This is a genomic window from Algoriphagus sp. A40 (assembly GCF_002002735.1).
In the GTDB taxonomy this organism is placed as follows: Bacteria; Bacteroidota; Bacteroidia; order Cytophagales; family Cyclobacteriaceae; genus Algoriphagus.
The window spans coordinates 15,699-41,753 of sequence record NZ_MUNY01000044.1 but is presented as its reverse complement, the minus strand read 5'-3'; the positions used below and the strand labels follow the sequence as shown (position 1 = coordinate 41,753).

Sequence of the window (26,055 nt, the reverse complement as noted above, 5' to 3'; positions counted from 1 at the left end):
GAAGATGCCAAATCTAAGCGAATTTTCTAAGCTAAAGGCAACTGCCAATCTGGCCACTACGGTCTTTGAAAAGCGGTTTCATGAGCCTTTTATCTCTAATCGAAACAGGCTTGAAGGTCTGCCCAGACAGGCAGAATTTGAAAAAAGTCTAAGGGCCGAGACTGCAGATCCCATGTGGATGCTGACCCGGCAATGGCAGCTTGGTGAGTTTCAGGGAGAGGATGCGGGAACAGCATGTCAGGCAAAAATCCTCTCAGAGGAACAGCGCCCCGGGGTGTTGACATTTGGCAATAGTACCTCAAAGGAATATGACCCATTCCTGACTCCGCTTGAACCCGAGGTGGAAAGTGAAGAAGTGGAGGTAAACCTGTTTCTGCAAGTACAGATGGGCAGGCAGTTTTTCAGAATTCTGGGAGAAAATGGTCAATCTGCCTACAGGGAAGCTTTTCTCGCGAAGTATCCAATTTCTGCAACAGTCAATGAGCAAGACAGGGAAGGAGTCCTTTTTGCCCAAACGGTCGTAGGTAAATTCCCCGATGGGAATGCCATTCTTCAGGATATTCGAAGTGGTGCCTACGCTGATTGGGTAAATGGGGATTTGGGATTCAATGATTCGGATCGGGGACCGCTCACCAAGGTTGTTTCCACCCAGTTTGACACTTGGTTCAAAAAACTCTATCATCAAACCGGCCCAGAGCGAAATGCCTGGATTCCAGATCGGATGGAATATAATTTCAATCTTGAAATGCCCCATCCCGAAGGAGGCAAGGCCGTTATCCTGGAAGCCGATCAGTACGCCTCAGGCAAATTGGACTGGAGCAGCTTTGATGAAAATGTAAAAAACACCCCAGTTGAAATCAACCAAGCAGACAACCTGAAAGTGACCGTGCAAACTTTCATTCCGGCACCCCTTCACTATTCCGGTATTCCAAATCCAAGGTTTTGGCAGATGGAAGACGGACAGATTGACTTTGCAAAGATCCAGTCGGGTACCACCGGTTTGCTTTCTATGCTGATCATGGAATATGGAATTACGTATTCCAACGACTGGTTTGTCTTACCCTATCCGATGAGGATCAATACCTATTGTGAGGTGAAAAACATTCTTGTCACGGATGTTTTTGGACAGCATATCCTGATTGAACCAACATTTACCGACCCCGAAGTCAGTTGGCAGGAGTTTGCGGTATTCCGTCATTCGGAGCGACAAAATCTCACTTCTCCAAGAAACCGTTTCTTCCTTGCTCCTTCTCTTTTGAAACTCCAGCAAAGTGAGCCATTGGAAAAGGTAAATTTCATGCGGGATGAGATGACCAATATGGTTTGGGCTATAGAAAATACTGTCCCCTCCACTGCCGGTGGTGGCAGGCATGTCAAACTGAACAAACCCCGTTTTAACCCACTGGAAGAACCGGAAAACCCTGAATCCAAGATCCGATATCTGGCAGGAACCTCAGTTCCCGAAAACTGGATTCCTTTCATTCCGGTTCACAAAGAAGGCAGTCAGCAGGAAATCCGGCTTCAGCGCGCCAAGATCCCCAATGCTCCGGCTCCGGGCAGTCTCTTGTTGACCGAGCACCAACCCGTTCATTTCATCGAAGAAGAGGAAGTGCCAAGATCAGGTGTGATCGTCAACCGGACTTTCAAAAGAACGCGCTGGATAGACGGCAAAACAATCCTTTGGGTAGGACGCACCAAGACAACAGGCAGAGGCGAAGGCTGGAGCGGATTGATGTTTGATAGGATTTTGCCTATTGAAAAGACGAAAACCTAAATCCTGTATCGGATTTCTACTTAGTGACTCGGTTTACTACCTGCCTGGTGGTAAACCGGGTTCTTTTGATGAATTTCCTCCAGCTGATCGCAGTCAGGACGGAGATGCAGGCAGATGTACCCAAAGCACCGCCAAAACCCTCAAAAAAGTGGCTGGAACGGGAGAAGATCACACCGAAGATGATTGCTGCCAGTAGCACGGACTCCAATCCTTTGACGTTTTTCTTGGTGCTCATGCCAATAAATGATCCCCCAATCCCTGCATAGGGTATTGGCCCGAGCCATTCCGATGATTCACCAAATGGCAGAACAGCAAGCGCGATCAGCAGCGAAATCAGAGACGAAGCCAAGACGGGACTGATCCTAAACCGGGTATGAATCCAGTAGGTGCTCGTTGCTGCGAGGACTCCGATTGCGATCCAGATCAATTCCTCAATCATAGGTGTTCAACAGTATATTGGACTACATAGGCCATCACCACTCCGATGAAAGCCATGGTTCCCAGCCTGCCGCCAATGCCGTGAAGCACCGATTTGCTGACAAAAAACAACAGACTGGTAAAGGCTGAGGCAATCAGGATAAATCCGGCCTCATTGGTGAAGTTGGTCATGGAGATAAACGCGCCGCAATAAATGGCTGAAGGTATCTGTCTGAAAGAGGGTCGGGATCGGAATGCCAGCTCCAACAATCCCCCAAACAAACCTACTGTTGAGGTTGCGATCACGGCGTCCCAACCGAGATTCCGTAATCCGAAAGTCGCAAAAGACCCGAAAAACACCCAAATAGCCACTCTCCAACGGTCAAATTCGAACTGAAATCGACGATTGGAAAAAGCCTGAAAATGAGAAGCTAGGATCAGCAGGAAAATCAGAGCAAACAGTCCAACCTCCAAGTGATTTGCCTGCTCGAATAAGATGGTGCCCAAAAACAAACACTGAATGGAAGCAAACAGCAGGAGCAAAGGAGGGAAAATCCGATTCTGTGGGCTCATCTCTTTTTTCGAAGCGGCAAAAATATGCCATGACTTCCGGTTTTTGCCCTCTTTTCCAGGAAAAATCACTGTGTCAATGGACCGGTATCCTCATCTTTTTCGCCTCAAAAGGCTCAATGTGCATCATAGTGGATACTCATATTTTGATTAGACCGAAACTAGTCTTTTGTTGGCATTTCCGGGTAAATCATTTAGGCTGGAAAGGATTTGAAGTACCATTGAATTTTGTTAGCCAATTCGAATAATTAATAGCATGCCGGCTTCCATTTGCTGGATAGTTCGCCCTTATTTTAAAAGCACACTTAGTTATGAGTGTTTTAGTTTATGTTTTCAAAACGCTTAATAAGTTCTGACGTGAGAATGATCGTTGGAATAAGTTGTGTTGCTTTTAGCTTAATCGCAGCTGGCTTTACGCGTTCTGATAATTCTGAAATAGGTGTGGAACCGGCAATTGATTTTTTTAGGACGGAATCAAAGGCATTTGCATTGGCTGCTGTGCAGCTTCAAGAGGCAATAGAAGCCATCAAAGAAAACGATCAGGAAAGTATAGCCAAGGCCAAAGAGGAATTGATCCAATGCAGGCTGCACTATAAAAAACTGGAATTCTTCTTAACCTATTTCTTCCAGAGCTCTGCGCTCGTCTACAATGGGGCCCCAAAATACGAAATTGAAGAGCCCTTTATGGAATTCAAGGAACCCGTTGGATTGCAGGTGATCGAAGGTTTGTTGTTTGAAGAAAACCCCTCGCTTCAAAAAGAAGAGATGATGCAACAAGCTGAGGTCATCCTTTCCTCAGCAGGCGATTTAAACTCCCTGCTTTTCGGCTTTGAGGCAAATGATCAACAGTTGTTGGAAAGTGTTAGGCTGCAACTCGTGCGGATAATCACCCTAGGGATAAGCGGATTCGATGCTCCTCTCCTCAAGTCAGGCATCGCGGAATCTGAAGCATCACTTACTAGCCTACAGGAGGTTTTGAAGCCTTTTCTTGGGAATGGTGCCACCGCTGACAGTGTTTCCAGATATCTGACAGCCGGTGTTGGCTTTCTTGGACAGCATCAGGATTTTGACACATTTGACAGAATGGCTTTTCTCCGAAGCTATGCTTTGCCCCTGCAGCGGCATTTGGGAAGCTTGATCAGGGAGCGGAAATTAGAATACAACACTACCTTCGGTCTGCTCAATTATAATGCAGATGACCTTTTCAGTGATGATGCCATCAATATCAATGCATTTTCGGGAACCGAAAGCAATCCGGCCCAAATCGCTCTGGGCAGGGCCTTATTTTTCGAAACCGGTCTTTCGGACAATAATGAAATCAGCTGTGCCACTTGCCATGATCCCCTTAAGCATTTTGCCGATGGGCTTGACAAAAGCTTTGCTTTTGACGGGCATTCACAGGTTGAAAGAAATGCACCTTCCCTTTTATACGCCGGATTTCAGCACGAGCAGTTTTGGGATGGAAGAGCTAAAAGCCTATCTGAACAAGTAAAGACTGTCCTAAACAATCCGAATGAAATGAATGGAAGTGAGGCCATTCTTCATTCCCTAATGCAACGCAAGCCTGAATATAGGAGGGCCTTGAATGAGCTTTTTCCGGAAGAAACCGACAATACCAAGGTGCCAGTCCAAGTAGCCGCGTCCATTGCCGCCTTCGTAAGCAGCCTTAATCCGCGCAATTCGAGATTTGATCAATATATCAAAGGGGATGAGGAGGCACTTACCCGGAATGAAATAAAAGGATTCAATTTATTTATGGGCAAAGCGCAATGCGGTACCTGCCACTTTGCTCCTCTGTTTAATGGCTTGACTCCTCCCTTGTATGGTCTTTCGGAACTGGAAGTGTTGGGAACTACCAAAACAGATGATTTCAGCCACCCTGAATTGGATATTGACCCCGGACGGTTTGAAATATTCCCGATAGAGTTTTATGAAAAAGCATTTAAGACACCTACAGTAAGGAATACCTCCGCTACGGCACCCTATATGCACAACGGATCATTCAAAACACTGGAGTCGGTAGTAGAATTTTACAACAAAGGAGGAGCTAGAGGCTTGGGATTGGAACTAAGCAATCAAAGCCTTTCATCCACACCCTTGAATCTGTCAAAAGAGGAGGTCACCGATATCGTCCTTTTTTTGGGCGCATTGGAAGATTCAGTAAACATTCGACCCTATGACATGCCGTATATCAAACCAAATCCTTGTTGAGTTCTGTCATCGAAGTTTCGGGAAAGCGGCTTTTCCTTTCTCTTATGAGGTGACTGGGATAAAATTTCAACTGGAAAAATTTATTCATTAACCAATCAACAATATAAAAAAAAGCACAAGGTGAAAAAAATAGTACTGTTTATGGCCGGGATAGTTATGATCTCGGTAGCGGAAATCAATGCGCAGGACGCGCCAAAAGCTACACCGGCCAAGGTGGTGAAACCTGAGAAAACTCCCGACGTTTTAGCCCAATTATTAAGGGGGCCATATCTGCAGGTAGCCACAAGCGAAAGCATCATCATTCGCTGGCGAACGGATGCTTTGACCCGCAGCGTGGTCACCTACGGGACCACCGAAGACGGATTGACCTTGCAGGCATCGGACCCGACTCTGACCTTTGATCACAAGGTGAAGCTCATCGGATTGAGCCCCCGGACCAAATACTATTATTCTATCGGCGGGGGCAATGGGGACACGCTTCAAAAAGGCCCTGACAATTATTTCGTAACCTTTCCGGAAGCGGGTACAGAAGGTTCCTATCGTATCGGAGTATTTGGAGACTGTGGAAAAAATTCCAGCAATCAACGACTGGTCAGGGACCAAGTGCAGAAATATCTCGGTGATAAGCCGATGGATGCTTGGATATTGCTCGGCGACAATGCCTATTCCTCTGGTACCGACCCGGAGTATCAGGAAAAGTTTTTCAACATCTACAAGGATGACCTGTTGAAAAAATACCCGCTATTTCCGGCACCTGGCAATCACGATTACAATGATTTTTACGAGTTCAAGGCAACGGCACAGGTTACGCATGATATCGCATACTACCAGAATTTTTCAATGCCTGAGAACGGTGAAGCTGGTGGTGTTCCTTCGGGAACTCCCGCTTTTTATTCTTTTGACATTGGAAATGTTCATTTTCTTTCCTTGGATTCTTACGGAAAAGAAGATAATGAATCCAGAATGTATGATACGCTCGGTGCCCAGGTGCAATGGATCAAAAAAGATCTGGAAGCTTTCAAAAATACCAAAAGAGGATGGGTGGTTGCTTACTGGCATCATCCGCCCTACACCATGGGGTCCCATAATTCTGACCGAGAGGGAGAACTTATTAAGATCAGGGAAAATTTCATCCGAATTCTGGAGCGATATGGTGTTGATCTCATCATCTGCGGGCATAGCCACTTATACGAGAGATCAGGCTTAATGCACGATCATTTTGGTATGGAGGAAACCTTTGACAAAGCGAAGCATCATATCGGTACCTCTTCCGCTTTGTATAATGGCACAGACGATTCCTGTCCGTATATCAAAGACCCAGAGACTAATCAGGGTACCGTATACGTGGTTTCCGGATCGGCGGGGGCAATGGGCAGGGGACAGGCCACTTATCCTCACAACGCGATGTATTACTCCAATTATGAACTGGGTGGGGCCTCGATGATCGAGGTAAACGAAAATCGGCTTGATTTAAAATGGATTGCATCTGATGGAGAGATAAAGGATCATTTTGTCATGATGAAAGATGTGAACAAGAGCGAGATCATCACGATCAAAAAAGGTGAAAGCTTAACCCTAAAAGCCTCTTTTGTCGGAAATTATACCTGGAATAAGTCAAAAGAAACCAACCGCAGCATTACCGTATCACCAACTGCATCAAAGACAATCTACGAGGTGGAAGATCCGCAAAGCTGTCTTAAAGACCGGTTTGAAGTAAGAGTGACCAAATAAATTCCGAAATATGCCGATCCCATTTTAAAGCCTGGTCAACCGGAGTGAAACCCAGTATTTGGGCCTCCCTTTCCGTGGTCTGTGTCTCCACAGACCATACTTTCCGTTGCCCACCTTCAACAAAGAAAAGAATAGCGGGGCAGGTTGGGCCTTTCCCAACCTGCATGATAATTTAAGTGTTAATAGAAGGCGATAAATGGCACTGTGGAAGTTAAAAACTTGAGATCAAGGGATTTGATCAGAATACTCTGGTCAGGCTATTGGTAGAGCTCAAGGTCCCCCACTTTCCTCAAATGCTCACTCGCAGCCAGGCCATTGGGATTGCAGCCTGGCTGTCCTTCTGGTACCTCCATCCCAAGCTTCTTATAAAATTCCGCCCAATAGGTGTCGGTTTGGCCTGTTTTGGGATCCTTGAAAGTCATGGGCTCCAACTGGAACAGTGCCGCATCCCGAAAGGAACGCTCCACAAAATCTGAACAATAGAGGGAAGAATCGTTGAGCACATAAGTCCAATTGTAAGGCTTGCCCAGCAAGGTCTTGGCATTGTTGATCGCTTCAGGAATGGAAGACTGGTGCTCGTCAGTGAGTCTATAGACGGCCAATTGTTTGGTTTTCGCAGTAGCTTCGGTAACCAGGCTGTCCAAGGGTTCACGGACCGATCCCTTTTTAGGACTGGCGTGGAGGATAAAGATGCCGGACTCGGACACCTCCAGGATACCGACATGGTCAAATGACGCGTTCTCATCACGCTGGGTGACCCGATTAATCGCCCCGGAGAGCTGGTCTTTTTTTGCCCCTACAAAAACCAGATCGCCTGTCTGCAACCTGAGATTGTGATAGAATATTTTCTCCTGTGCTTTTCCTGGCAGGACGAAAATAAAGTTCAGCCAAAAGAGGATCGCTATTAGACCAAAAAGGTTTTTCATAGGGCTTGATATATTTCCGGATTAACTTTTCCAGCTTTTTGGAGGTGAATACTGGGGTAGACAAAGGGATTTTTTTGTGTAAAGTTAGAATTCATCTGCTCAAAAACTCCCTTTACCAATCAGAATCCCGGGAATGGCCGAACCTCTCCGGAGTCCTGCCAGCACCCTACCGCGCCACTGCTTTTACCTATCATTTCACCATGATTTCAGTTTTTCGTGTCTTTCTTAATTTTCCGTTCCTCCTGATCCTTTTGGCTCAGGAGGAGAGCAGTTTGGATTGGATAGGAATCTCCATGTCCACCACTGTGCGATCGCCCTCTCCTAAAGAGCCTGTCCCGAAGAATTGCGGGAAGAGGGTTGGGGTGAGGTAGAAGAGAGAGGGCTGATGCAGGTCAGGCCTATATCCGACTTCAAACCTTAATTGTCGATTGTTGTCGGCTAAGCTGAGTGGCGGGAGTCAGATGTTCCACTTATTTTGCGGATATTGCTGAAATAGAGAATATTAGGAGTGACCTGATCGCAATTGTTACCTGTAATTATGACAAATGATACACTTCAATAATCAACAGGAACAATGAAAGAATACAAATTCTGCCAAAGCTGCGGTTATCCTCTAAAGAATGACAAAAAAGGCGGTGGAACTGAAAAAGACGGAACGCGAAGTAAGCAGTACTGCTCCATGTGCTATGAAAATGGACTTTTTTTAACGCCTCCGGAGATTGACACAGCAGAAAAAATGCAGAAATTCTGTATCCGGGAAATGAAGAAGGATGGGATAAATGGATTATTTGCATGGTTGGCAACCAGACCCATCCCTAAATTGGAAAGATGGAAAAAGCAACGCTGATTCCGCACTCAAATGGCGGATACTATAACTAAACCGGAAGCCAATTAGTCAATGAACAAACCACAAATCATAGCTTGGTTACTGGAAGGAGATGTATCCATACAATATCAAGTTTGGCGCGATTTGTTGGGAGTAGATAAAAAGATACTGCAAGACAAAATAGCTGCCGGGGGCTGGGGCTATCAGTTGCTATCAAAGCGTCATTCAAACGGTCATTGGGGCGATAGATTCTATCAACCCAAATGGACCTCCACTCACTACACCTTACTTGACCTCCGCAATTTAAATCTTCCCTCAAAGAATGAAATTGTGAAAGAGAGTATTGCATTGGTTCTTCAAAACGAGAAAGCGGACGATGGAGGCATCCGATTGGGACCGAGCACTACTCAGCATAGTGATTTATGTGTGAATGGAATGTTTTTAAATTACGCCTCTTATTTCGATACTCCGGAAAAGAAACTCCAGTCCGTTATTGACAGTATTCTTGCTGAGATAATGCCTGACGGAGGCTTTAACTGTCGGACAACAAGAAGTGGCGCAACACACAGTTCATTGCATTCCACAATTTCAGTTCTCGAAGGGTTCACCGAATTTCAGAAAGCAGGCTACACCTATAGAAAGAATGAAATATCTGAAGCCATAAAGTCAGGAATCGAATTTATCCTGATGCACCGATTGTTTTTATCAGACCGAACAGGTCAACTGATTGACAAAAACTTCTTGAAATTGTCTTATCCCTGCAGGTGGCGGTATGATATTCTCCGAGCAATGGATTATTTTCAATATGCGGGCCTCACTTGGGACAACAGAATGGCAGAAGCTATAACCTATCTGAATCAAAAGCAGAATAAAGACGGAACATGGAATTTGCAGGCTGCTCATCCGGGACAGGTACACCTTATAATGGAGACGGCGGGTAAACCAAGCAGATGGAACACTTTGAGAATGTTACGTGTAATGGAACATTTCAAAATTGGATAGCTACTGCTGACAACTCAGTTTTCGTTTTGGGTTGGTTAGCGATATTGCGGTAAGTGTAAGACAACCCTTAAATCATGAGCAAGTATAATCTCTTGTGGAAGCATATCAAAAACAATGGTGGACAATCGTTTAAATTGTCTTTTGATGAAATTAAGAATATTGCAGGGATTGAAATTGACCATTCCTTCCTGAATTATAAAAAGGAATTGCTTGAATACGGTTATGAGGTAAAAAAATTTCATTGAAGGATAAAACAGTTCTTTTTCAGAAGATCAATTAGCAAAAACAAACGGGGAAAAGACAAGGGGAGGTGACGATCGCGGCGGATCAAACTGCCCCCTTCCAACTAAGCCTAACGAAATCCGTGAGTTTTTTTGACCCCACCCTAACCCTGCACGTGGCCGCCCCTAGAATCTGGCCCTTCGCTAGATTAGTCCACTGGACTAATCATTGACGCTCAGTCCTCCTTAAATGCCTGTCCCGCAGAATTGCGGGAGGAGGGCACCAGTACCGTTATTGTCGATTGTTGTTGCCTAGGCTGAGTGGCGGTAGTCAGATGTTCCACTTTTTTTGCGTATATTGCTGAAATAGAGAATATTAGGAGTGTCCAGGTTGTGGTTGGTGAGCTCGGTCACTGAGCCTGTCGAAGGGTGTCGAACCACGCCCTAAGCTATTCAAGGTTGGACACCTTCAGGGTCCCAATTGCATTTCTGCTATTCCCAGTTAATAATCGGGGCTGTACTATCCAATTTTCTAATTTTCAAATCTTCCAATTCTTGCACTGAGCTTGTGGATGGGTTTCAATTCTCCAACCCGACAAAGTGACAACCTGAAAACCGGACAACTCGATAACTTGCTAACGCGCAGCAGACAACCTTTAACTTTTAACCTTTAACCTTTAAATCCCTACCTCCTCCCCACCTGAAACGCTCTGACCACATTAAACCCAAAATGAATATCTCCTTCAAAGAAATTTCCCTGAGTCGAAGGAATAAATCCGGATGGAGTCATCTCATTGGAATTGGTCAAATGAAGTTGAAAAACATGACCTCCGGTTTCTATATCCACCCCGATTCCCAGGGAATTATATCCCGGTAGGTCTTTCCCAAACCTGTAGTAATATTCCCCGGTCAGATGGACCCTCTTGGATAGCGCCACTCTTCCGCCAATCCCCAAAGCCCCCAGATTGTTGGGCTCCTCCTGGGTTGGCACCAGGTTTCGGTGGACAAAACTTGGCATCAATTGCAGGGAAACGCCCGAACTGAACTTCCTGGCCAATAGTAACTGATGGACATAGCGCAGCCTCCGCGTGAAATTCATGGGTAATTCTGGCCTTTTTAGGGTGTAAACAGATATATCACTAACCCAGGTGACAGAAATTGGCATCCCCTGGGTATTTTGCCGCAAAATCCTGGCTTTTATATAACTGTCATACACCTTGTTCAAAGAATTCCGGCCAAACCCAACCGTCACTCGGTCCGAAATGGAATACTCCAAGCCCAGCCTGACATTGGAATCATCCAAACCCCACAAATTGTACCCCCCGGAATTCAAAGTTCCAAATCGGTGGGAAATGATCACATCCAGGTTCCCCTTCCCCCTGGTTTCAACAGTTTGACCATTGATTATCCGGGTACCTTTGAATGTTCCGGCAACAATTTCGGACGCAGGTTTTTTGTCTGCTTTCAGTTGCTCTATCAGATCCTGGCCCTGCGCCGAAAATGTAACAACTGAGATGATCCAGGTGAAATACAACTTTTTCAAATCCATTATTCAGTTTTATGTGTATCCTCCTAAGTGCACCTTGCCAAATAAAGAGTCGAAAGTGTAACAATTGAAGCGGCTGTGGACAGTAGACTGTCGAACCGTGTCGACGCTTCCGTCTACCGTCTACCGTCTTCGGTCTTCCAACACTTGTGCTGAGCTGTCTGCACTGAACACTCGTACTGAGCTTGTCGAAGTATGTCGAAGCATCCGACATCCGACATCCGACATCCGAAATCCGAAATCCGACATCCGACATCCCTCACTTGTCCTGAGTCCAATCGCCTTTAAATCCAAACCTCACAGTCACCTCCACCTCCTCGGCGATATTCTGAAACATAAGCCTTGGGATTTCTACATTGTAATCTTTCAGAACAATCGGAAAAACAGCCTCAAGGATCAATTTCCCGCCTTGCTTAGTAATTGTTCCCGGGATTTTCACCTTCCTGCTGACCCCATGGATAGTCATTTCTCCTTCGGCAATGGCCTTGGAACTGGTATTTACGGGACTATAACCTGAGATTTTCCCACGGAAATAAGCCTCAGGATATTTTTCAGACTCCAGGTAATTTTCATTGAAATGCTCCTGCATCAGCGACTTTTTAAACTCAAAGCCCATGATTGGAATAAGAAAAACCGCATCCCCGCTTCCCAAGTCAAACATTGCACTGGCTTGATCATTCTCGGCACTGATATCCTCTATCAGTGCATCGCTGAAAAACCGGACATAACCCGTTTCGGAGCGCAATACTTGTCCCCCAGCCTCCATGGCCTGAAATAGCAAAAAGGACAACAAGACCAACCTTTTCATAGGATTGTAATTTGATTTTCAGGTGTTTCCGATTTACTGCACGTTGCCGTCATTGCGAGGGATCAACCCAATTATTAAACTATCCCTAAAGTCATCGATCTCGAAGCAATCTCTTTTGCCCGTCGAAGAATCCGTCTTCCAACTTCCGTCTCCCGACTTCCAACTTCCGTCTTCCGTCTTCCGTCTTCCAATTTTTTAATTGTCCTGTGCACCTTTGGTCACCCAGCAGTAGATCAATTCTTTTTGAGTGGCTGTGATGGATCTGCCCGAACCTGCGGGTGGCATAAATCCGGACTGGGTATTGGCCATAATGGTGCTAGCATACTGCAGAATATTATCCTTGATCGTAAAATCAGCCCTACCCGTACCGGAAACATGGCAGCCTGCTACTGCACAGTTTTGCTGGATGATGGGCGAAACATCCGCCGAAAGCAAGGGATTGCTAGTCTCACATCGGACAGCACTCGGCGGCGGCAACTGATCTTCCGATTCCGATGCGCAGGAAATGGAAATTAGAAGTATGGCCGCCAGGCTTGCAATTAATGCCCATTGGAGATTCTGAGAGGATCTTTTCGCTTTCATATGTAAAAGGGTTTAAAATTTTTAATTGATAATGAGCTTTTGTTTTATTTCTGGATAATGGCCAAAATCCGAAATCCGAAATCCGACATCCCAAATCCGACATCCGAAATCCACAACGCGCTACAGACAACCCGACAACTCTTCCAAATACTCACCGCAGACTGCCCACTTCAAACTGCGACTGAACACTGAACACTGCCAACTACATCGGTCTCCAGTCTTCCGACATCCGAAATCCGACATCCGAAATCCACCACGCGCTCTCCGCTCCTCGAAATTTGCAATTTCGAGGCCCTTCCATAGGATTTTTAATCCGACCAAAACACCGTCTCCGAACCTCGGCATCAACTTCTCTTTTCTCCCAATAATCCTGCGCCGAGGAATAGGCCTTTGGTCTTCCTTACCCCGGGTTACGGCTTTCGTGCCTCAACCTCACCCGGGGCTATTCATAGTTCGACCCTTTCAGGGTCAGTTTGAATCCTTGTTCCTTAGGATTTCAATCCCCGCTCCTCGAAATTTGCAATTTCGAGGCCCTTCCATAGGATTTTTAATCCGACCAAAACACCGTCTCCGAACCTCGGTATCAACTTCTCTTTTCTCCCAATAATCCTGCGCCGAGGAATAGGCCTTTGATCTTCCTTACCCCGGGTTACGGCTTTCGTGCCTCAGCCTCACCCGGGGCTATTCATAGTTCGACCCTTTCAGGGTCAGTTTGAATCCTTGTTCCTTAGGATTTCAAATCCGTTCTCTGTGCCTTCCTAAGCATCCTACATCCGCAATCCAAATTCCTTCTTCCATCTTCAGACCTCCAACTTCCTACTTCCAACTTCCGTCTCCGGTCTTCCGTCTCCCCACTTATAAGCAAAAGCATTTCCCCACACCTTTTTCAAGGAGCACTCAACTAGCTTAATAAGACTGTGGATTAGTTTATTGGAATATTTGTTTACCTACCTGTAGCCAAATATGATAGAGTTTCTGTTTTCAATTCACCGGCCATAGAATGCCAACCAATAACCATTTTCTAATAACGATTAACTATTAACTACTTACAACTGCCTACTGTATTCTGAACACTGCGACTGCCACTGCCCACTGCTACTGCCCACTGCCCACCTATCACTTCCACCTCCCCGGATAATAATTAATGCCCACAAACAACCCCGTGCTTTTAAGGGAAATATCCCCTTCACCCACTCCGCTGATAGGCACCTTGAAATAGGGTTCAACCTGGACACTCAATTGCCTTCCCAGTTTCCTTTCGTATCCCGCGCTGATATTGACTACTCCGAAGAAATGGTTATTCTCGCCACTGACATTTATTTCCTTGGTGTAGGGGTTGCCGGTTCCGGAGTCGTATTCCAGTTCATAATGTTCTTTGAGCATCAGATAAGAGGAAAGCCCCAAGCTTACAAATGCCCGCTGCAGCTTGCCTTCTACAGGGTAGTACCTCAGGTTGATAGGGATGTCCAGAATATCACATTCACCAAAGATCCAGTCCGGCTCGTCCGCAGACCCATAGTGCGTCTCATTCTCCGAACTGTAAGGCTTAAAGGAGTAAAATACCCCACTGGCAATACTTAATCGGGGACTCAAGAAGTAGGCTGCGCCTATTCCCACCGCATTTCCGGCTTTTTCAACCTGATTCATTTCGATTCCGCTGAGATCCGGAGCTGCCTGAACTGAAAGGCTGAATCTTCCGGCAAAGCTGTAAGCTTTCCTCTCACTTCCCACAGGGTCGCCTGGGTTCGATTTGGTTATAATAAAGTCCGACATCCCGTCACGAAAAGCGACCACTTCCAAAGAAGGGAGCGGATTGGGCCGCGATTGAATGGCTTTGCTTTCGGTTTTTTTTCCTTCTGAATTTCCCAAAGGCCCGGGATCCAATACCTCCGAATTCAACCCCGTATTTTCAATCGCAACAACATACTCGTTAGAATTAGAAGCTGCCCCAATAATCCCGGCACCTTTCTCCGCAGTCAAAGGTTTTGTGCCAATCAGGTCCTCAGCGGTATTTGCTCCGGCTTTTTCGGCCAATTCAGATTTTTCGGTTTTGCTGTCATTCGGTACAATTTCTGTTTCCAAATCCTTTGCAACTTGATCCTCCTCCTGGCTAACCGGAAGGAAATTCCAAACCGCCACAGAAACCAGGAGACCCAGGATTAAGGCTCCAACCCAAACCCGGTTTTTCTTCACCCAACCAGCCGGAGAAGGATTGGGCAGCTCGTCTAAACGCGCTTTCATATCCCCCCAATCCTCCTTGGAGAAAGGAATCTCTGCCGAATCGGCTATTTTTCTCAGGAGATCATCCAGCTCCTTATCGCTCTTGTAGGACGATTCCTTGCTCATGGGTTCTGGGTTTTATTAGCTCTCGTAATTTTTCTTTTGCCCGGGAAAGATTGGATTTGGAAGTTCCTACGCTGATGTCCAGCATCACAGCGATCTCTTCATGGCTGAATCCATCCAGCACGTAGAGGTTAAATACCGTTCGGTAGCTGGGCGGCAATCTCTGAATCAACTTTAGTAATTCATCGTATTGCATCACATCCAAAGCACTGGGCTGGCTTTCCTTGGATTCCGGAAGAATTTCAAAGCCTGTTTGATGGACTAGCTTTTGTTGTTTGTTGAATAGATTGATACAAAGATTCACCAAAACCCGCCTAAACCAGGGTTTAAAGGACTGTTCAGGATCAAATTTTTCCGGCTTGGAAAATAAAACCATAAAACCGTCATGGAGAATTTCCTTCGCCTCATCGCGGGTGGAGGTATACCGCAGGCATATACTCATCCCGTAACTGTAGTAGAGTTTATACAGTGCCTCCTGGGCTTTACGATTTTTGCCCAATAGCCCTTGCCAGATTTTTTTGTCCAGATTTTCAGATTTCACATCCCGCTGATTGCATAGCCCATACACAGTAATTTAACCATTGGTTGCGTGGGTTTCTAAAAAAAATATAACAGGCATGTCCGCATTGCCCATTCAACACTTGTACTGAGCTAAGCGAAGTATTCCTAATTCTCCAACTTTCCCCCGTCTCCATCCTTCGGCATTCTTCATTCCTCATTCAACACTTGTAGGTAGCTAGTCGAAGTATTCCCCATACAACACCTGTACTGAGCTAGTCGAAGCTTCCCTCAATATTTTCATGCTTTAAGTCTAAATCTCGTCATCAAGCTCAATAATTAGCGAAATATCACTAAGGTATTATGGGTGAATTTTAATTAAGTAACTGAATAACAGTGATATATAATAACGGCACTATCCTTGACCATTGCGAAGTAAGTTTTTCTAAATGTCGTCATGGAAGCTATTTTATACACTGATTTTTCATCAAGTACCCGCCAATCCTTTTTATCACACAAGGAGCCGATCATTATTTGGCCTCTTGAATCAGGAGATTTCAACCAAGCTGTAGGCATCAGTCAGCCTAAAAGGCTAAAATCTTATGAAATTTATTGGATTAGGAGTGGAGCTGCGCTGGCAAATGTCGATGCCGCAAGTTTTGTCTTAAAAGACAAGTCGGTCTATTGCCTAGCTCCGGGTCAGGTGAGGCAGATGGAGGCAAATTCTGATTGTGAAGGATATTATATTTCGATCTTACCCGACTTTTTTCATCTCCTGCAAAACCGGTTTGAAATGGCATCGATCTTTGATTTTTCGGGTGAATCGCGGGAATTGGAGATTGAGGAGGGGCTTGAAGGTGAGCTTGAACAGATTCTTTGCAAAATCAAAAAAGAGGTAAGCAGATGCTCGACCATGCAGTCCGAACTCCTGAGAGCCTGGCTTAATATTTTCATGCTCTACCTGACCAGAAATCTGGCCGACAGCCGGGCGGACATTTCCTCCACCGGTGACCGGGAGCTGTTGAAGAGATTTTTGAGCCTGTTGCCTGGCTACCACCAGACAAAGAAAATGGTGTCCGAATACGCAGAGATACTATGCGTTACGCCTAATTACCTCAACTCGGTGGTTAAGAAAATCACCGGCTCTCCGGCGAGCCATCATATTCAGCAGTACCTGGTGATGGAAGCGAAACGGTACGCGATGTATTCGCAAATGAGGATGAAGGAAATCGCAAACCGCCTGGGATTTGTGGACTATGCCCATTTCAGTAAATTTTTCAAAAATTACGCCGGTATGAATTTTTCAAATTACCTCAAGGAAATCAAATCGACGTATTCTTGATCTTTTTGAGGTCTGAGTCGAATACCTGCGTTTGGTTTTCCGGTTGAATTTTTTTGTAGTCACAGCTTTGAATTTGTCTAATTCATCGCACTAGTTGTACCATTTACTCGGATTTCCAGCAGGGCTGCAATTGTGTCTTTAAATGTTTGAATATCAGTTTTATTTGATGGGTTTATTGTTGATATTTCGCCAATTGGTGAAAGTGGACAGGCTGTTTATTTTGACATAATTTTTTGGAACCCAATGGTGTAGACCCTGCTTTTAAGAGAAATTAAAATGAACAAGAACAGTTCTCAAAATATTCAGGACTTCACTGATCCTCTCTTGTCCAAGAGCGATTCGGAGAAGAATGTACTTTTGGATCTGTATCAGAACATCTGCAGCGTCCGCGACAAGAATGATTTGCTAGAAAATGTTTTCCCGAGACTCAAGAAATTGTTTGATACACAGGCTATTTTTCTTTGCCTGGTAGATTCTGAAAGTAAGACACTGGATCCGATCCTGCGGGTTGGAGATGAATCATTTGTGGCTCACCGCACTTTGGAAGCTATACTCAGTCAGAAAATTCCGATTGGAGGAGGATTTATCGGCCGTGTTCTGGATTCAAAAAAGGCAATGATCTTCGATCTGAACGACGCTTCTGAATGGGATTACACTCCAAATACTCTTGAACTGTTGATTAGCAGCGGCTTTGTCGAAAGTTTATCCAAGAATCTGAGTTTTGGCGACAATCGCTTCGGCGTCATTACGCTCTGGTCCAAGAATCAGGGGTTTCACTCGGCTCATGGAGCCTTGCTAGATCAGATCGGTAATCTTCTCTCTATTACAGTCGGAAATATCCTGGAAGAGGAAAAGTCAAAACGTCTGAAAGTTGAGAATGAGGTTTTGCTGGAGATCAGCAACCAAATTGCTGCAATACGGAGAAAAGCCGATATAGCGATCTTCTTGTCCCAAAGTCTAAAATCCCAAATTGGATACGATGACGCTGCAGTGACGGTTTTCAATCCTGAAAAGTCGATCTATGAGATTTATAGCTACAGGGTGTCGGAGAAAAGGCTTTTCCATCCGGAATTTGAGGATGCTATCTGCAGGGCATATCCGGTAGGTGATTCTGATGATTCATTTGCCCATGTCCCCAAGGTGCTGGATGTCGCACAGGCACTTCAGTCTGGTGTCCAGTCGCTGGATTTTATCTCAAAATCAGGGATCAGTGAAATAGCGGTGGTGAAATTGGTCGATGGCAATAGTCTGCGGGGACTTCTGGTGTTGATGTCAGAGGAGCGGGGGATTTTCACCGAATCCAGGCTCAGGCTGATGCAGCGGATTTCCTACCCTCTTTCTATCGCCATCTCCAAACAGATGGTGTTGGAGCAGTTGCTGCGAAAGGAGAAGGAGAATGCGATTTTGTTGGCAATGGGAAGAGAGCTTGCGTCGATTCGAAGAAAAGAAGAGTTGGGGCCTTTGCTGGTTCAGCAGCTTAAGAATTTTTCATTCTATTCCGACATCAGTATTGCCAAGATCGACCGCGAAAATCCCACTACTTTCAGTTCTTTTTTGGTCAATGAGCAATCCCCGCGAATGATCAGAGCGGATTATCCAAAAATGCGGGACAGACACCACACCTTTCCTGATGGAGTTTTTGAAAAAGCACTGTATTCCAAAGTGCCGGTCAGATTTGACTTGGAAGACATGGTCAAAAAAGGCCCGGTCCCTTCCTATGTCAAATTCATGCTGGATACGGGTACGGTTGAAATGTTCGGGACCTCACTCCGGGACAGAAATGTTGCAATAGGTGTACTGTTTACTTTTTCGCCCAAAAAGAAAGCTATCAGTGATTTTCAACTGAATATCTTCGAGGGCATTGGTCATCTGCTCGGTACTGCGGTCGCCAATATCATGGCAAACGGACAGATCGAACAGCAACTTGGCGAAATCAGGCAATACAAGGAGCAGCTGGAGGAAGAGAAGGTTTACCTTCAGCAGGAGATCAGCAGCAATTATGCCTTTGAGGAGATTATAGGCTCAAGCGGGCCAATGAAGGAAGTCTATGAAAAGTTGGAGACTGTTTCAAAAACTGACACCTCAATTCTGATCATGGGTGAAACCGGCACAGGCAAGGAATTACTCGCCAGAGCGATTCACAATTGCTCTGGCCGAAAAAGGAGATTGATGGTCAAGGTAAACTGTGCATCAATCCCAGAAAACCTGATTGAAAGTGAACTGTTTGGCCATGAAAAAGGGGCATTCACCGGAGCGCATGAGCGGAGAATCGGCAAGTTTGAACTCGCCAATCAGGGGACCCTATTTCTGGACGAGATCGGTGAACTGCCGCTCCATCTTCAGCCAAAGCTTCTCAGGGCACTGCAGGAGTTGGAGTTTGAGCGGGTAGGGGGACAAAATACCATTAAAACGGACGTCAGGATTATCGCGGCTACCAACCGGAATCTGGAGAAAGCCGTCTATGAGGGTAGTTTCAGAAGTGACCTCTATTATCGTCTGAATGTTTTCCCCATCGTCATACCGCCTCTTAGGGATCGAAAAGAAGACATTTCGCCTCTGGCGGCCCATTTTTTACACAAGTACTCCCAGAAAACAGGCAGAAATGTGACAGCCATATCCAGCAGCGCCATGAAATCTCTGCTGGCGTATTCCTGGCCCGGAAATGTGCGGGAGTTGGAGCATTTGATCGAGCGGAGCGTGCTTCTTTGCAAAGGAAGTATCCTGAAGAGTGTCGTTCTTCCAACTGAAATGGGCTTATCCAATGTGGCAGTGTCCGGTCCTGAAATACTCAAAACCCACGAAGAGAATGAACGGGACCATATCCTCCATGTCTTGGAGCGATGCGGGGGAAAGATTTTCGGAAAGGGCGGAGCGGCTGAGACGCTTGGTTTGAACGTCTCTACGCTAAACTCAAAAATCAAGAAGCTTGGAATCCAAAAAGCAAACCCTTTTAACGAAATCTAACTCATGTTTTGCTCCCAAAAACAAAAGTCCAAACAGTCCCCTTTGCCGCATTCGGTAGCAGTTTTACTCTTGCTGTTCTTTGTTCTTTCCTCTTGCGGGAAACTGGTCAAAGTATCTCCAAATCACCCAAGTGATACAGATAATTTGAGAATTCGGGTCAATGCCACGAAAGGAAACCAGGGTTTGCTCGATTATACCGGAGATGTGTATGTTCATTTGGGTGTGATCACCAGCAAGTCTGAGCACGAATTGGACTGGCGGTATGTCAAGTTCACTTGGGGATCCCGTGATTCGGCTGCGCTGGCCACGCCGGTTGGCAAAAACAACTGGGAATATTCGATCCCCAATATCAGGGAGTTTTTTGGTGTACCCCGAGACGAAAAAATCTACCAGTTGGCGGTGCTGTTTCGTTCAGGTGCCTGCATAGACGTGTACTGCAAGGTGCTTCGCAATTTGGACGATTCGGACATCCTGATCCCGATTGATTCACAGCCAAGCACAGATTAATACGACGCATATGTCCAATTTATCAGGTCGGTATCGGATCAGCCGGATGATTTTACTCCCGATGGCCTGCTTGGGTGTGATGTCCGGAGCCTATTGCCAGACTTCTGCCAAAGCGGAGGTAAAACGTCTGGTTGAGACGCTGGCTGAGAGCGAGCGTTACGACGAGCAGAAGATGATCCGACTGGAGACCCTGGGTCAACAGAAAACGGACTCCGCGGATGCTTTTCTGTTTGAACACTATCTTGCTGTCTATCTTGAATATGAGAAGTTCAGGGCAGACTCAGCATTTGCGTTTTCCAGGAGAATGCAGGATGTTGCTTTGCGCCTGGGTGACCCGCAGAAAGTCGCCTTGTCCAAACTCAAATCATCTTTCGTACTGGTCTCTTCGGGGAAGCTCAATCAGGCCTCGGACTCGCTGGATTTGATAGATGCGGGGCTACTCTCAGGCATCGACAAGGCGGATTACTATGCGTTGCTATCGAGGTATCACTACGAAATGGTAGAGCAAACACCGGACAAACTTTTCCGCTCAAGAACGGTGGAAAAGGGAAAGGCTTACCTCGATTCCGCAATCAGGCACTATCCGGACACAGGATACCAGCAGGCATATTATCGGGGTTTAAAGGTACTGATGGATTCGGAGCTCGATTCGGCGTCAGTCCTGCTTCACCGGCTGCTTGCCCTGCCTAACCTGAGCAAAAGCCAGGTGGCGGTGACCGCATCGACTTTGAGCGATATTTATACGCGGAGAGGGCAAACAGACGAAGCGATCCGTCTGCTCGTTCAGGCATCCATCGCCGACATTGAATCATCGACCAAGGAGACCGCTGCCACCTACTACTTGGCAAACCTGCTTTTCAAGGAAGGGGATTTGGGGAACTCTGCCAAACTGATCCAAAAAGCCGCCGATGACGCCAATTTTTACGGCTCTTTTACCAGGAAAACCCAGTTGAATGTCCTGCTCCCCCTGATCAACCAAGAGCGGATCAGAGCGGTAGAGAGCGAAAAGAAGAAACTCATTACCTATGCAGTTTTGGTCACAATGTCATTCTTGATCCTGATCGGGCTGACATACATTATTTTTCGTCAAATCAAGAAAATGAAGGCCCAACAGCGGGTCATCAGTGAAAAAAATTCTGCATTGGAGCATCTCCTCTCAGAAAAGGAATGGCTGCTCAAGGAGATCCATCACCGGGTCAAAAACAACCTGCAGACCGTGATCAGCCTGTTGGAATCGCAGTCTTTTTACCTCGAAAATGATGCGCTATTGGCTATTGAAAACAGTAAGAACAGGGTTTATGCCATGTCACTTATCCACCAGAAACTTTATCAAAACAACGCTTTCGGCAAGATCGACATGTCGGTCTACATTCCCGAACTGATCCAGTATCTCAAGGATAGTTTTCAGGTGAAACAGGGGATTCGATTCCATCTCCGTGTGGAAAAGATCCTGTTGGATATCTCTCAGGCAATTCCAGTCGGGTTGATCCTGAACGAAGCGGTCACTAACAGCATCAAGTATGCCTTCGGAACCAGGAAATCCAATGAGATTCATGTGAGTTTTAGCTATGTCAGTCCGGAAACGACCCAGCTGTTGATTACCGACAACGGCATCGGGTTTCCTGTCGAAATGCAAACTAACAAACTGGACTCATTAGGGCTAAAACTGATGCGGGGACTTTCGGAGGATATTGGTGGTGAATTGGAGATGGATTCAGTATCAGGGACCACGATTAAGGTCACCTTTAAGGAGTCAATCCTCCAGGATGAAGGCTTTGTGGCCGAATTAAAGAAACAATGACCCAAGGTTTTTCAGATTTCAATCCTTTGAAAAACCGTGTGGAAAAAGAAATGAAATCTCAGAATGCAAAAATGAAAGAGAAGATACTCATCGTAGAGGACCAATTTGTCGAAGCCAATAATCTCCAGGAAATGCTGGAAACCAAGGGCTATGAGGTGATTGGCATCGCCCGATCTGTTCCGATTGCCCTGTCATTAATCGAAAAAGAAGTTCCTGATCTGGTTTTGCTGGACATTTACCTCAAAGGCCCCCTGACAGGGATAGACCTGGCCAAAACGCTCCGAAAGCAAAACATTCCATTTATCTACCTCTCGGCCAATTCGAATAAGGATACCTTGGAAGCAGCAAAAGCAACCTGTCCTTACGGGTTTTTGGTGAAGCCTTTCCGCGAAAAAGATGTGTTGGTTACACTGGAAATCGCCCGATACCTGCATTCGAACAGTCTGGAAGCGATGAGGAGGAGAGGAGAGATGTCGGATACTCATGAGCAACAGCTTGATCACAGGTACCTCGGAAAAAAACGGGAGCAAAGCGACAGCGAGGTGATTGCTTTTCAGGGAATCGTCGGCAGAAGTCAGCTCCTGAAAAACGTCCTAAGCCAATTGGCCATCGTCGCGCCAACTGATACTTCCGTATTGATTCTTGGAGAAAGTGGTACGGGAAAAGAGCGGATTGGAGCCTGTATTCATGAGCTTTCGTCCAGAAAAGGCAAGCCTTACATCCGGGTCAATTGTGCAGCATTGCCAACGGCTTTGGTCGAATCCGAACTTTTTGGTCACGAGCGCGGGGCATTTACAGGAGCCTCGGAGCGGCGGATTGGAAAGTTTGAGCTTGCTCAAAACGGAACCATTTTACTGGATGAAATCAGCGAGATGCCAATTGACGTTCAGGTGAAATTTTTGCGTGTGCTCCAGGAAAGGGAAATCGAACGTATTGGGGGTAATGCCACCATCAAGATCAACGTGCGGATAATTGCCGCCACAAATAGAAATCTGGAATACGAAGTTGCAATGGGCAAATTCCGGATGGATTTGTACTACCGGTTGAATGTGTTCCCATTGACGCTTCCGGCTCTTCGTGAGCGAAAAGAGGATATTCCTGTACTTGCCAGACATTTTGTTGATTTGTATGCCAAGAAACTTGGTCGGGGTCACATGACTGTTGCTGAATCCGCAATAGGCCCCTTGCTGGATTATTCCTGGCCGGGAAATATCCGTGAACTGGAACACCTGATGGAACGGACGGTCCTGATGAATTCGGGCGCTGTGATTAATTCGATCCCTTTGCCGGAATCCTCCAAACCTGAGATCCAAAAAAATGAGGAGTCGATTCAGACGATTGACGAGATGGAGCGGGCACATATCATCACCGCCTTGAAGCACTGCCGGGGTAAAGTTTCCGGTGTGGACGGAGCTGCCAATCTGCTCGGTATCAATGTCTCAACACTCAACTCCAAGATGAAAAAACTGGGAATCGATACCGGAAAGACCTTTTTTGTAAAGTCAAAATAGGCAGTTCAGACTTTACTGTCCTACAGCGCAGTTTTTACTCCCGATTGCAGATACATGATTTTCTTTGCCAGCAAGGGATCCTCGGAGAGAGTGGTTTTTAAGTCACTTTCAGATTCTTTGAAGTGAGTCCAGCCTTTGGAGTGGATTGGGATCACCTGTCGGGGCTTGAGCACTTGGATGGATTTTAACAAATCCTTACTGTCCATCGTGTACCTTCCAAAACCGGTCAGGTACCGAAACTGAACCGATCCCACATGCATTATCGCCAGATCGATCTGAAATCTGCGAGCAATTTCATGGATTCCCTTGAAATACACCGTGTCACCAGAGATGTAGATGACGCCGTTTTTTTGCGCTTCGAATTCAATGATAAAGCCAATCACCTTTCCGGAAAGAACTTCGGGAACCCACCAGGGTCGGTGCTGAGCAGGGGTGGCCGTGATCCGCAAACCCTGCACTGCCGGAGTCTGGATCGCAACTGACTCCCATTCCTTCAAACCAGTTACTCCCGGGATTGCCTTTGCTGCTTGCTTGGTGGACAGAACGGTAGAGACATTTGAAGTAAATTCCTTTCCTCTGTTGTCAAAATTATCCTTGTGCTGATGATGGCTGAGCAAGATCAATTCCACTCCGGTGAGGGCCGAGGACTGCAAGGACGGATTGGAAGTTTTCTTGGAAAAAGTGCCAAATCCATGGTGGTAAATCCCTCCGGCTTGATCCAGAGTAGGATCGGTTAATATTTTGAATCCATTGATTTCCAATAGAATGCATGCTGTGTCGATGTGGGTAATCTGGATATCCATACCTCGTATTTTCGAACAATATTTGACAAAGTAACTTATGGGAGAGAAAGACCGAGGTTTATTTAAAATGTATATCCGCTAGGCACCCACACAAAGATGAAAGAAGAGTAAAATTTGGAAGGTCGATAATTTTACAAAAATTCAAATTGACTTCTTATGTAGCTCCGAGGGAGCCAAACCATTCATGACCCTGTACGAAGTGCAGGGTAGCCATTGAATTCCCTTCCTTTGAGCCCTGAAAAGGTGAAACCTCAAAGTATCACCCCTTCGGGGCTCCTTTTTTTATTGAGCTGACTTTACCCCCGGCTATACCGGGGGTTATGAATTGTTATGATCCTTCGGATCTAAAACTTCCAAACTTTGACCTTCATATCTACTACTTCAATTTAATTTGCCTACTGGTATCATTGCGGACATTCATATTTTTTAAAATTCTCCCTCCCGGATATAAGGATGGGTCCAAAGGATAACGGTCAAAGTAACTGCCTTGAACCAGGCGGCAAACATCCCATCGATTTCTTCCTGAGAATGATTTTTGGCACAAAGAAAATTTCTGATTGTGGCAGTGATCGGATAGATAAATGCAATCAAATACCGGTAATGGATGATCGGAACGGCATTGGCTCCGTCGGTCACGTTCTTTTTGGTGCTATGATGCCGCTTGGCAATTTCATGTTGGTAGTTGAGCCAAGTCTGATCGTAGGAGCGATTGCAGAGGTCCAGCACCCACTTTTCAAACCGCGCTCTGACTGCGCCAAGGTAGTTCATATCCGGCTGCCCCTCTTTGGCAAAATAGTGTAGCAAATGACTGTGACTTCCCACATAGCCATACCATAAGTCCAGGATGTCCCCGGTTTGGTCTTGAAGGACTTGTCCTGCAAGCTTCAGATATTCATCATCGTCAGGGGTCCAAAGGAGGGTTTTTTTGAGTAGGTCCATCTGCTCCAATGTCACGGGGCTTTGCTCCAGGGCTTGATTTCCATAATCGTAACCTTTGATAGTTTCCATTCTTATTGGGATTAAAAATTGTAGCGTTTAAAAGTTTGTTTCTCCGGTCTCCAGAATCTGGAGGAACTCCTGTGTGCTAAACATGGCATGCCCATAGTTGGGAAAGGTGATATCTGTGACGGCGTTCACCTCTGCCCAGTTGAATGCAGCAATGGCATCTTTGATTAAAGTCACATGGTAGCCCAATTCCACTGCAAATCTTGCCGTTGAATCGATGCAAGTGTTTGCCCGCATACCCGTGATGATGAGGTGATCTATCCCATGCATCTTGAGCAGAAAGTCTAAATCCGTATTGGCAAAACCACTGCTTGTCCAGTGGTTTTGGGCAACCAGATCGCCTTTTTGGGCTTGCAAGTCCGGATGAAAATCCGCACCCCAAGACCCCTTTTCGAAGAAATTTCCTTCAAATGTTCCCTTGTGCGTTGGCGATAGGAATTTCCAGTTGAGGTAATCACCTGCCGTTGTATGGTGATGCGGAGCATAGATCACTTGGATTCCCAATCTTCGGGCGGTGGCGAGCAAGGCTTTTACATTGCTGACCAGTTCTGAACCCTCGACTGTTTCCTGAGTCCACTTCCAAAGCTTTCCTCCCTCGGAAAGAAAATCATTGAATGGATCGACGAGGATCAGCGCTGTTTTTTCTGGAGGATAGCTGTTCATATCG

At 46.0% G+C, this 26,055-nt stretch carries 22 protein-coding genes; 11 read left to right on the top strand and 11 right to left on the bottom strand.

Going from position 1 to position 26,055, the window contains the following annotated elements; all coding sequences use genetic code 11:
• The first annotated feature begins 4 nt into the window (after nt 1–4).
• Entirely contained in the window at nt 5–1,774 is a 1,770-nt protein-coding gene (locus tag B0E43_RS28005; RefSeq protein ID WP_077348051.1) for a hypothetical protein, read from the top strand.
• Nucleotides 1,775–1,790: 16 nt separating this feature from the next.
• Here B0E43_RS28005 and B0E43_RS28000 read toward each other — a convergent pair whose 3' ends face one another.
• Both B0E43_RS28000 and B0E43_RS27995 read right to left on the bottom strand, forming a co-directional pair.
• A complete protein-coding gene (locus B0E43_RS28000; RefSeq protein ID WP_077348049.1) occupies nt 1,791–2,213 on the bottom strand; it encodes a hypothetical protein in 423 nt (140 codons plus the stop codon).
• Entirely contained in the window at nt 2,210–2,764 is a 555-nt protein-coding gene (locus B0E43_RS27995) for a hypothetical protein (protein ID WP_139352689.1), read from the bottom strand. The genes B0E43_RS28000 and B0E43_RS27995 overlap by 4 nt, the downstream gene beginning before the upstream one ends.
• A gap of 324 nt (nt 2,765–3,088) precedes the next feature.
• Between B0E43_RS27995 and B0E43_RS27990 the strand changes: the two genes are divergently transcribed.
• Together B0E43_RS27990 and B0E43_RS27985 are read left to right on the top strand one after the other, a co-directional pair.
• Nucleotides 3,089–4,972, top strand: coding sequence for a cytochrome-c peroxidase (locus tag B0E43_RS27990; RefSeq protein WP_254423377.1), 1,884 nt, complete (start codon nt 3,089–3,091; stop codon nt 4,970–4,972).
• 120 nt (nt 4,973–5,092) lie between these two features.
• Entirely contained in the window at nt 5,093–6,703 is a 1,611-nt protein-coding gene (locus B0E43_RS27985) for a metallophosphoesterase family protein (protein WP_217349142.1), read from the top strand.
• Between the two features lie 257 nt (nt 6,704–6,960).
• Here B0E43_RS27985 and B0E43_RS27980 read toward each other — a convergent pair whose 3' ends face one another.
• On the bottom strand, nt 6,961–7,629 hold the full coding sequence (locus B0E43_RS27980; RefSeq protein WP_077348041.1) for a YiiX/YebB-like N1pC/P60 family cysteine hydrolase: 669 nt from the start codon (nt 7,627–7,629) through the stop codon (nt 6,961–6,963).
• 574 nt (nt 7,630–8,203) lie between these two features.
• Between B0E43_RS27980 and B0E43_RS27975 the strand changes: the two genes are divergently transcribed.
• The 3 genes from B0E43_RS27975 (at nt 8,204) to B0E43_RS27965 (ending at nt 9,702) form a co-directional block, all read left to right on the top strand.
• The gene (locus B0E43_RS27975) at nt 8,204–8,476 is read left to right on the top strand and encodes a zinc ribbon domain-containing protein (protein ID WP_077348037.1); all 273 of its coding nucleotides are present in this window, start codon (nt 8,204–8,206) and stop codon (nt 8,474–8,476) included.
• 51 nt (nt 8,477–8,527) lie between these two features.
• Nucleotides 8,528–9,457 (top strand): hypothetical protein, encoded by a 930-nt coding sequence (locus B0E43_RS27970; RefSeq protein ID WP_077348035.1) that lies wholly within the window; start codon nt 8,528–8,530, stop codon nt 9,455–9,457.
• 74 nt (nt 9,458–9,531) lie between these two features.
• The gene (locus B0E43_RS27965) at nt 9,532–9,702 is read left to right on the top strand and encodes a hypothetical protein (RefSeq protein WP_217349141.1); all 171 of its coding nucleotides are present in this window, start codon (nt 9,532–9,534) and stop codon (nt 9,700–9,702) included.
• A 661-nt stretch (nt 9,703–10,363) separates the two neighbouring features.
• On the opposite strand, the gene B0E43_RS27960 is transcribed toward B0E43_RS27965, so the two are convergent.
• From B0E43_RS27960 to B0E43_RS27940, 5 genes are all read right to left on the bottom strand, one after another.
• Nucleotides 10,364–11,227: a DUF5777 family beta-barrel protein gene (locus B0E43_RS27960; protein ID WP_139352688.1), complete on the bottom strand. Its 864-nt coding sequence runs from the start codon at nt 11,225–11,227 to the stop codon at nt 10,364–10,366.
• A gap of 256 nt (nt 11,228–11,483) precedes the next feature.
• Complete coding sequence (locus tag B0E43_RS27955) at nt 11,484–12,032, bottom strand: YceI family protein (protein ID WP_077348031.1); 549 nt, start codon at nt 12,030–12,032, stop codon at nt 11,484–11,486.
• A gap of 195 nt (nt 12,033–12,227) precedes the next feature.
• Complete coding sequence (locus B0E43_RS27950; protein WP_077348029.1) at nt 12,228–12,614, bottom strand: 2-polyprenyl-6-methoxyphenol hydroxylase; 387 nt, start codon at nt 12,612–12,614, stop codon at nt 12,228–12,230.
• Nucleotides 12,615–13,730: 1,116 nt separating this feature from the next.
• Nucleotides 13,731–14,960, bottom strand: a complete 1,230-nt coding sequence (locus B0E43_RS27945) for a hypothetical protein (RefSeq protein ID WP_077348027.1) — start codon at nt 14,958–14,960, stop codon at nt 13,731–13,733.
• Nucleotides 14,929–15,498, bottom strand: a complete 570-nt coding sequence (locus tag B0E43_RS27940; protein ID WP_077348293.1) for an RNA polymerase sigma factor — start codon at nt 15,496–15,498, stop codon at nt 14,929–14,931. The genes B0E43_RS27945 and B0E43_RS27940 overlap by 32 nt, the downstream gene beginning before the upstream one ends.
• 414 nt (nt 15,499–15,912) lie before the next feature.
• Here B0E43_RS27940 and B0E43_RS27935 point away from each other — a divergent pair, with 414 nt between their 5' ends.
• The 5 genes from B0E43_RS27935 to B0E43_RS27915 all read left to right on the top strand — a co-directional run bounded on the left by B0E43_RS27935 (nt 15,913) and on the right by B0E43_RS27915 (nt 23,580).
• On the top strand, nt 15,913–16,797 hold the full coding sequence (locus tag B0E43_RS27935) for an AraC family transcriptional regulator (protein ID WP_077348025.1): 885 nt from the start codon (nt 15,913–15,915) through the stop codon (nt 16,795–16,797).
• A 276-nt stretch (nt 16,798–17,073) separates the two neighbouring features.
• The gene (locus tag B0E43_RS27930; protein WP_254423376.1) at nt 17,074–19,761 is read left to right on the top strand and encodes a sigma 54-interacting transcriptional regulator; all 2,688 of its coding nucleotides are present in this window, start codon (nt 17,074–17,076) and stop codon (nt 19,759–19,761) included.
• A gap of 42 nt (nt 19,762–19,803) precedes the next feature.
• A complete protein-coding gene (locus tag B0E43_RS27925; protein WP_168171906.1) occupies nt 19,804–20,268 on the top strand; it encodes a hypothetical protein in 465 nt (154 codons plus the stop codon).
• Between the two features lie 10 nt (nt 20,269–20,278).
• Nucleotides 20,279–22,069, top strand: a complete 1,791-nt coding sequence (locus tag B0E43_RS27920) for a sensor histidine kinase (RefSeq protein ID WP_077348021.1) — start codon at nt 20,279–20,281, stop codon at nt 22,067–22,069.
• 71 nt (nt 22,070–22,140) lie between these two features.
• Nucleotides 22,141–23,580 (top strand): sigma-54 dependent transcriptional regulator, encoded by a 1,440-nt coding sequence (locus B0E43_RS27915; RefSeq protein ID WP_077348289.1) that lies wholly within the window; start codon nt 22,141–22,143, stop codon nt 23,578–23,580.
• A 20-nt stretch (nt 23,581–23,600) separates the two neighbouring features.
• Here B0E43_RS27915 and B0E43_RS27910 read toward each other — a convergent pair whose 3' ends face one another.
• The 3 genes from B0E43_RS27910 to B0E43_RS27900 all read right to left on the bottom strand — a co-directional run bounded on the left by B0E43_RS27910 (nt 23,601) and on the right by B0E43_RS27900 (nt 26,051).
• Nucleotides 23,601–24,383, bottom strand: coding sequence for an MBL fold metallo-hydrolase (locus B0E43_RS27910; protein ID WP_077348019.1), 783 nt, complete (start codon nt 24,381–24,383; stop codon nt 23,601–23,603).
• Nucleotides 24,384–24,809: 426 nt separating this feature from the next.
• A complete protein-coding gene (locus tag B0E43_RS27905) occupies nt 24,810–25,391 on the bottom strand; it encodes a protoglobin domain-containing protein (RefSeq protein ID WP_077348017.1) in 582 nt (193 codons plus the stop codon).
• A gap of 27 nt (nt 25,392–25,418) precedes the next feature.
• Complete coding sequence (locus tag B0E43_RS27900) at nt 25,419–26,051, bottom strand: isochorismatase family cysteine hydrolase (protein WP_077348015.1); 633 nt, start codon at nt 26,049–26,051, stop codon at nt 25,419–25,421.
• Nucleotides 26,052–26,055 lie beyond the last annotated feature (4 nt).

Excerpts from the sequence above, each read along its gene's own strand:
- B0E43_RS28005 (WP_077348051.1), top strand. The coding sequence starts at position 5 with ATGCCAAATCTAAGCGAATTTTCTAAGCTAAAGGCAACTGCCAATCTG.
- B0E43_RS28000 (WP_077348049.1), bottom strand. The coding sequence starts at position 2,213 with ATGATTGAGGAATTGATCTGGATCGCAATCGGAGTCCTCGCAGCAACG.
- B0E43_RS27995 (WP_139352689.1), bottom strand. The coding sequence starts at position 2,764 with ATGAGCCCACAGAATCGGATTTTCCCTCCTTTGCTCCTGCTGTTTGCT.
- B0E43_RS27990 (WP_254423377.1), top strand. The coding sequence starts at position 3,089 with ATGTTTTCAAAACGCTTAATAAGTTCTGACGTGAGAATGATCGTTGGA.
- B0E43_RS27980 (WP_077348041.1), bottom strand. The coding sequence starts at position 7,629 with ATGAAAAACCTTTTTGGTCTAATAGCGATCCTCTTTTGGCTGAACTTT.
- B0E43_RS27975 (WP_077348037.1), top strand. The coding sequence starts at position 8,204 with ATGAAAGAATACAAATTCTGCCAAAGCTGCGGTTATCCTCTAAAGAAT.
- B0E43_RS27970 (WP_077348035.1), top strand. The coding sequence starts at position 8,528 with ATGAACAAACCACAAATCATAGCTTGGTTACTGGAAGGAGATGTATCC.
- B0E43_RS27965 (WP_217349141.1), top strand. The coding sequence starts at position 9,532 with ATGAGCAAGTATAATCTCTTGTGGAAGCATATCAAAAACAATGGTGGA.
- B0E43_RS27960 (WP_139352688.1), bottom strand. The coding sequence starts at position 11,227 with ATGGATTTGAAAAAGTTGTATTTCACCTGGATCATCTCAGTTGTTACA.
- B0E43_RS27955 (WP_077348031.1), bottom strand. The coding sequence starts at position 12,032 with ATGAAAAGGTTGGTCTTGTTGTCCTTTTTGCTATTTCAGGCCATGGAG.
- B0E43_RS27950 (WP_077348029.1), bottom strand. The coding sequence starts at position 12,614 with ATGAAAGCGAAAAGATCCTCTCAGAATCTCCAATGGGCATTAATTGCA.
- B0E43_RS27945 (WP_077348027.1), bottom strand. The coding sequence starts at position 14,960 with ATGAGCAAGGAATCGTCCTACAAGAGCGATAAGGAGCTGGATGATCTC.
- B0E43_RS27935 (WP_077348025.1), top strand. The coding sequence starts at position 15,913 with ATGGAAGCTATTTTATACACTGATTTTTCATCAAGTACCCGCCAATCC.
- B0E43_RS27930 (WP_254423376.1), top strand. The coding sequence starts at position 17,074 with ATGAACAAGAACAGTTCTCAAAATATTCAGGACTTCACTGATCCTCTC.
- B0E43_RS27920 (WP_077348021.1), top strand. The coding sequence starts at position 20,279 with ATGTCCAATTTATCAGGTCGGTATCGGATCAGCCGGATGATTTTACTC.
- B0E43_RS27915 (WP_077348289.1), top strand. The coding sequence starts at position 22,141 with ATGAAAGAGAAGATACTCATCGTAGAGGACCAATTTGTCGAAGCCAAT.
- B0E43_RS27910 (WP_077348019.1), bottom strand. The coding sequence starts at position 24,383 with ATGGATATCCAGATTACCCACATCGACACAGCATGCATTCTATTGGAA.
- B0E43_RS27905 (WP_077348017.1), bottom strand. The coding sequence starts at position 25,391 with ATGGAAACTATCAAAGGTTACGATTATGGAAATCAAGCCCTGGAGCAA.
- B0E43_RS27900 (WP_077348015.1), bottom strand. The coding sequence starts at position 26,051 with ATGAACAGCTATCCTCCAGAAAAAACAGCGCTGATCCTCGTCGATCCA.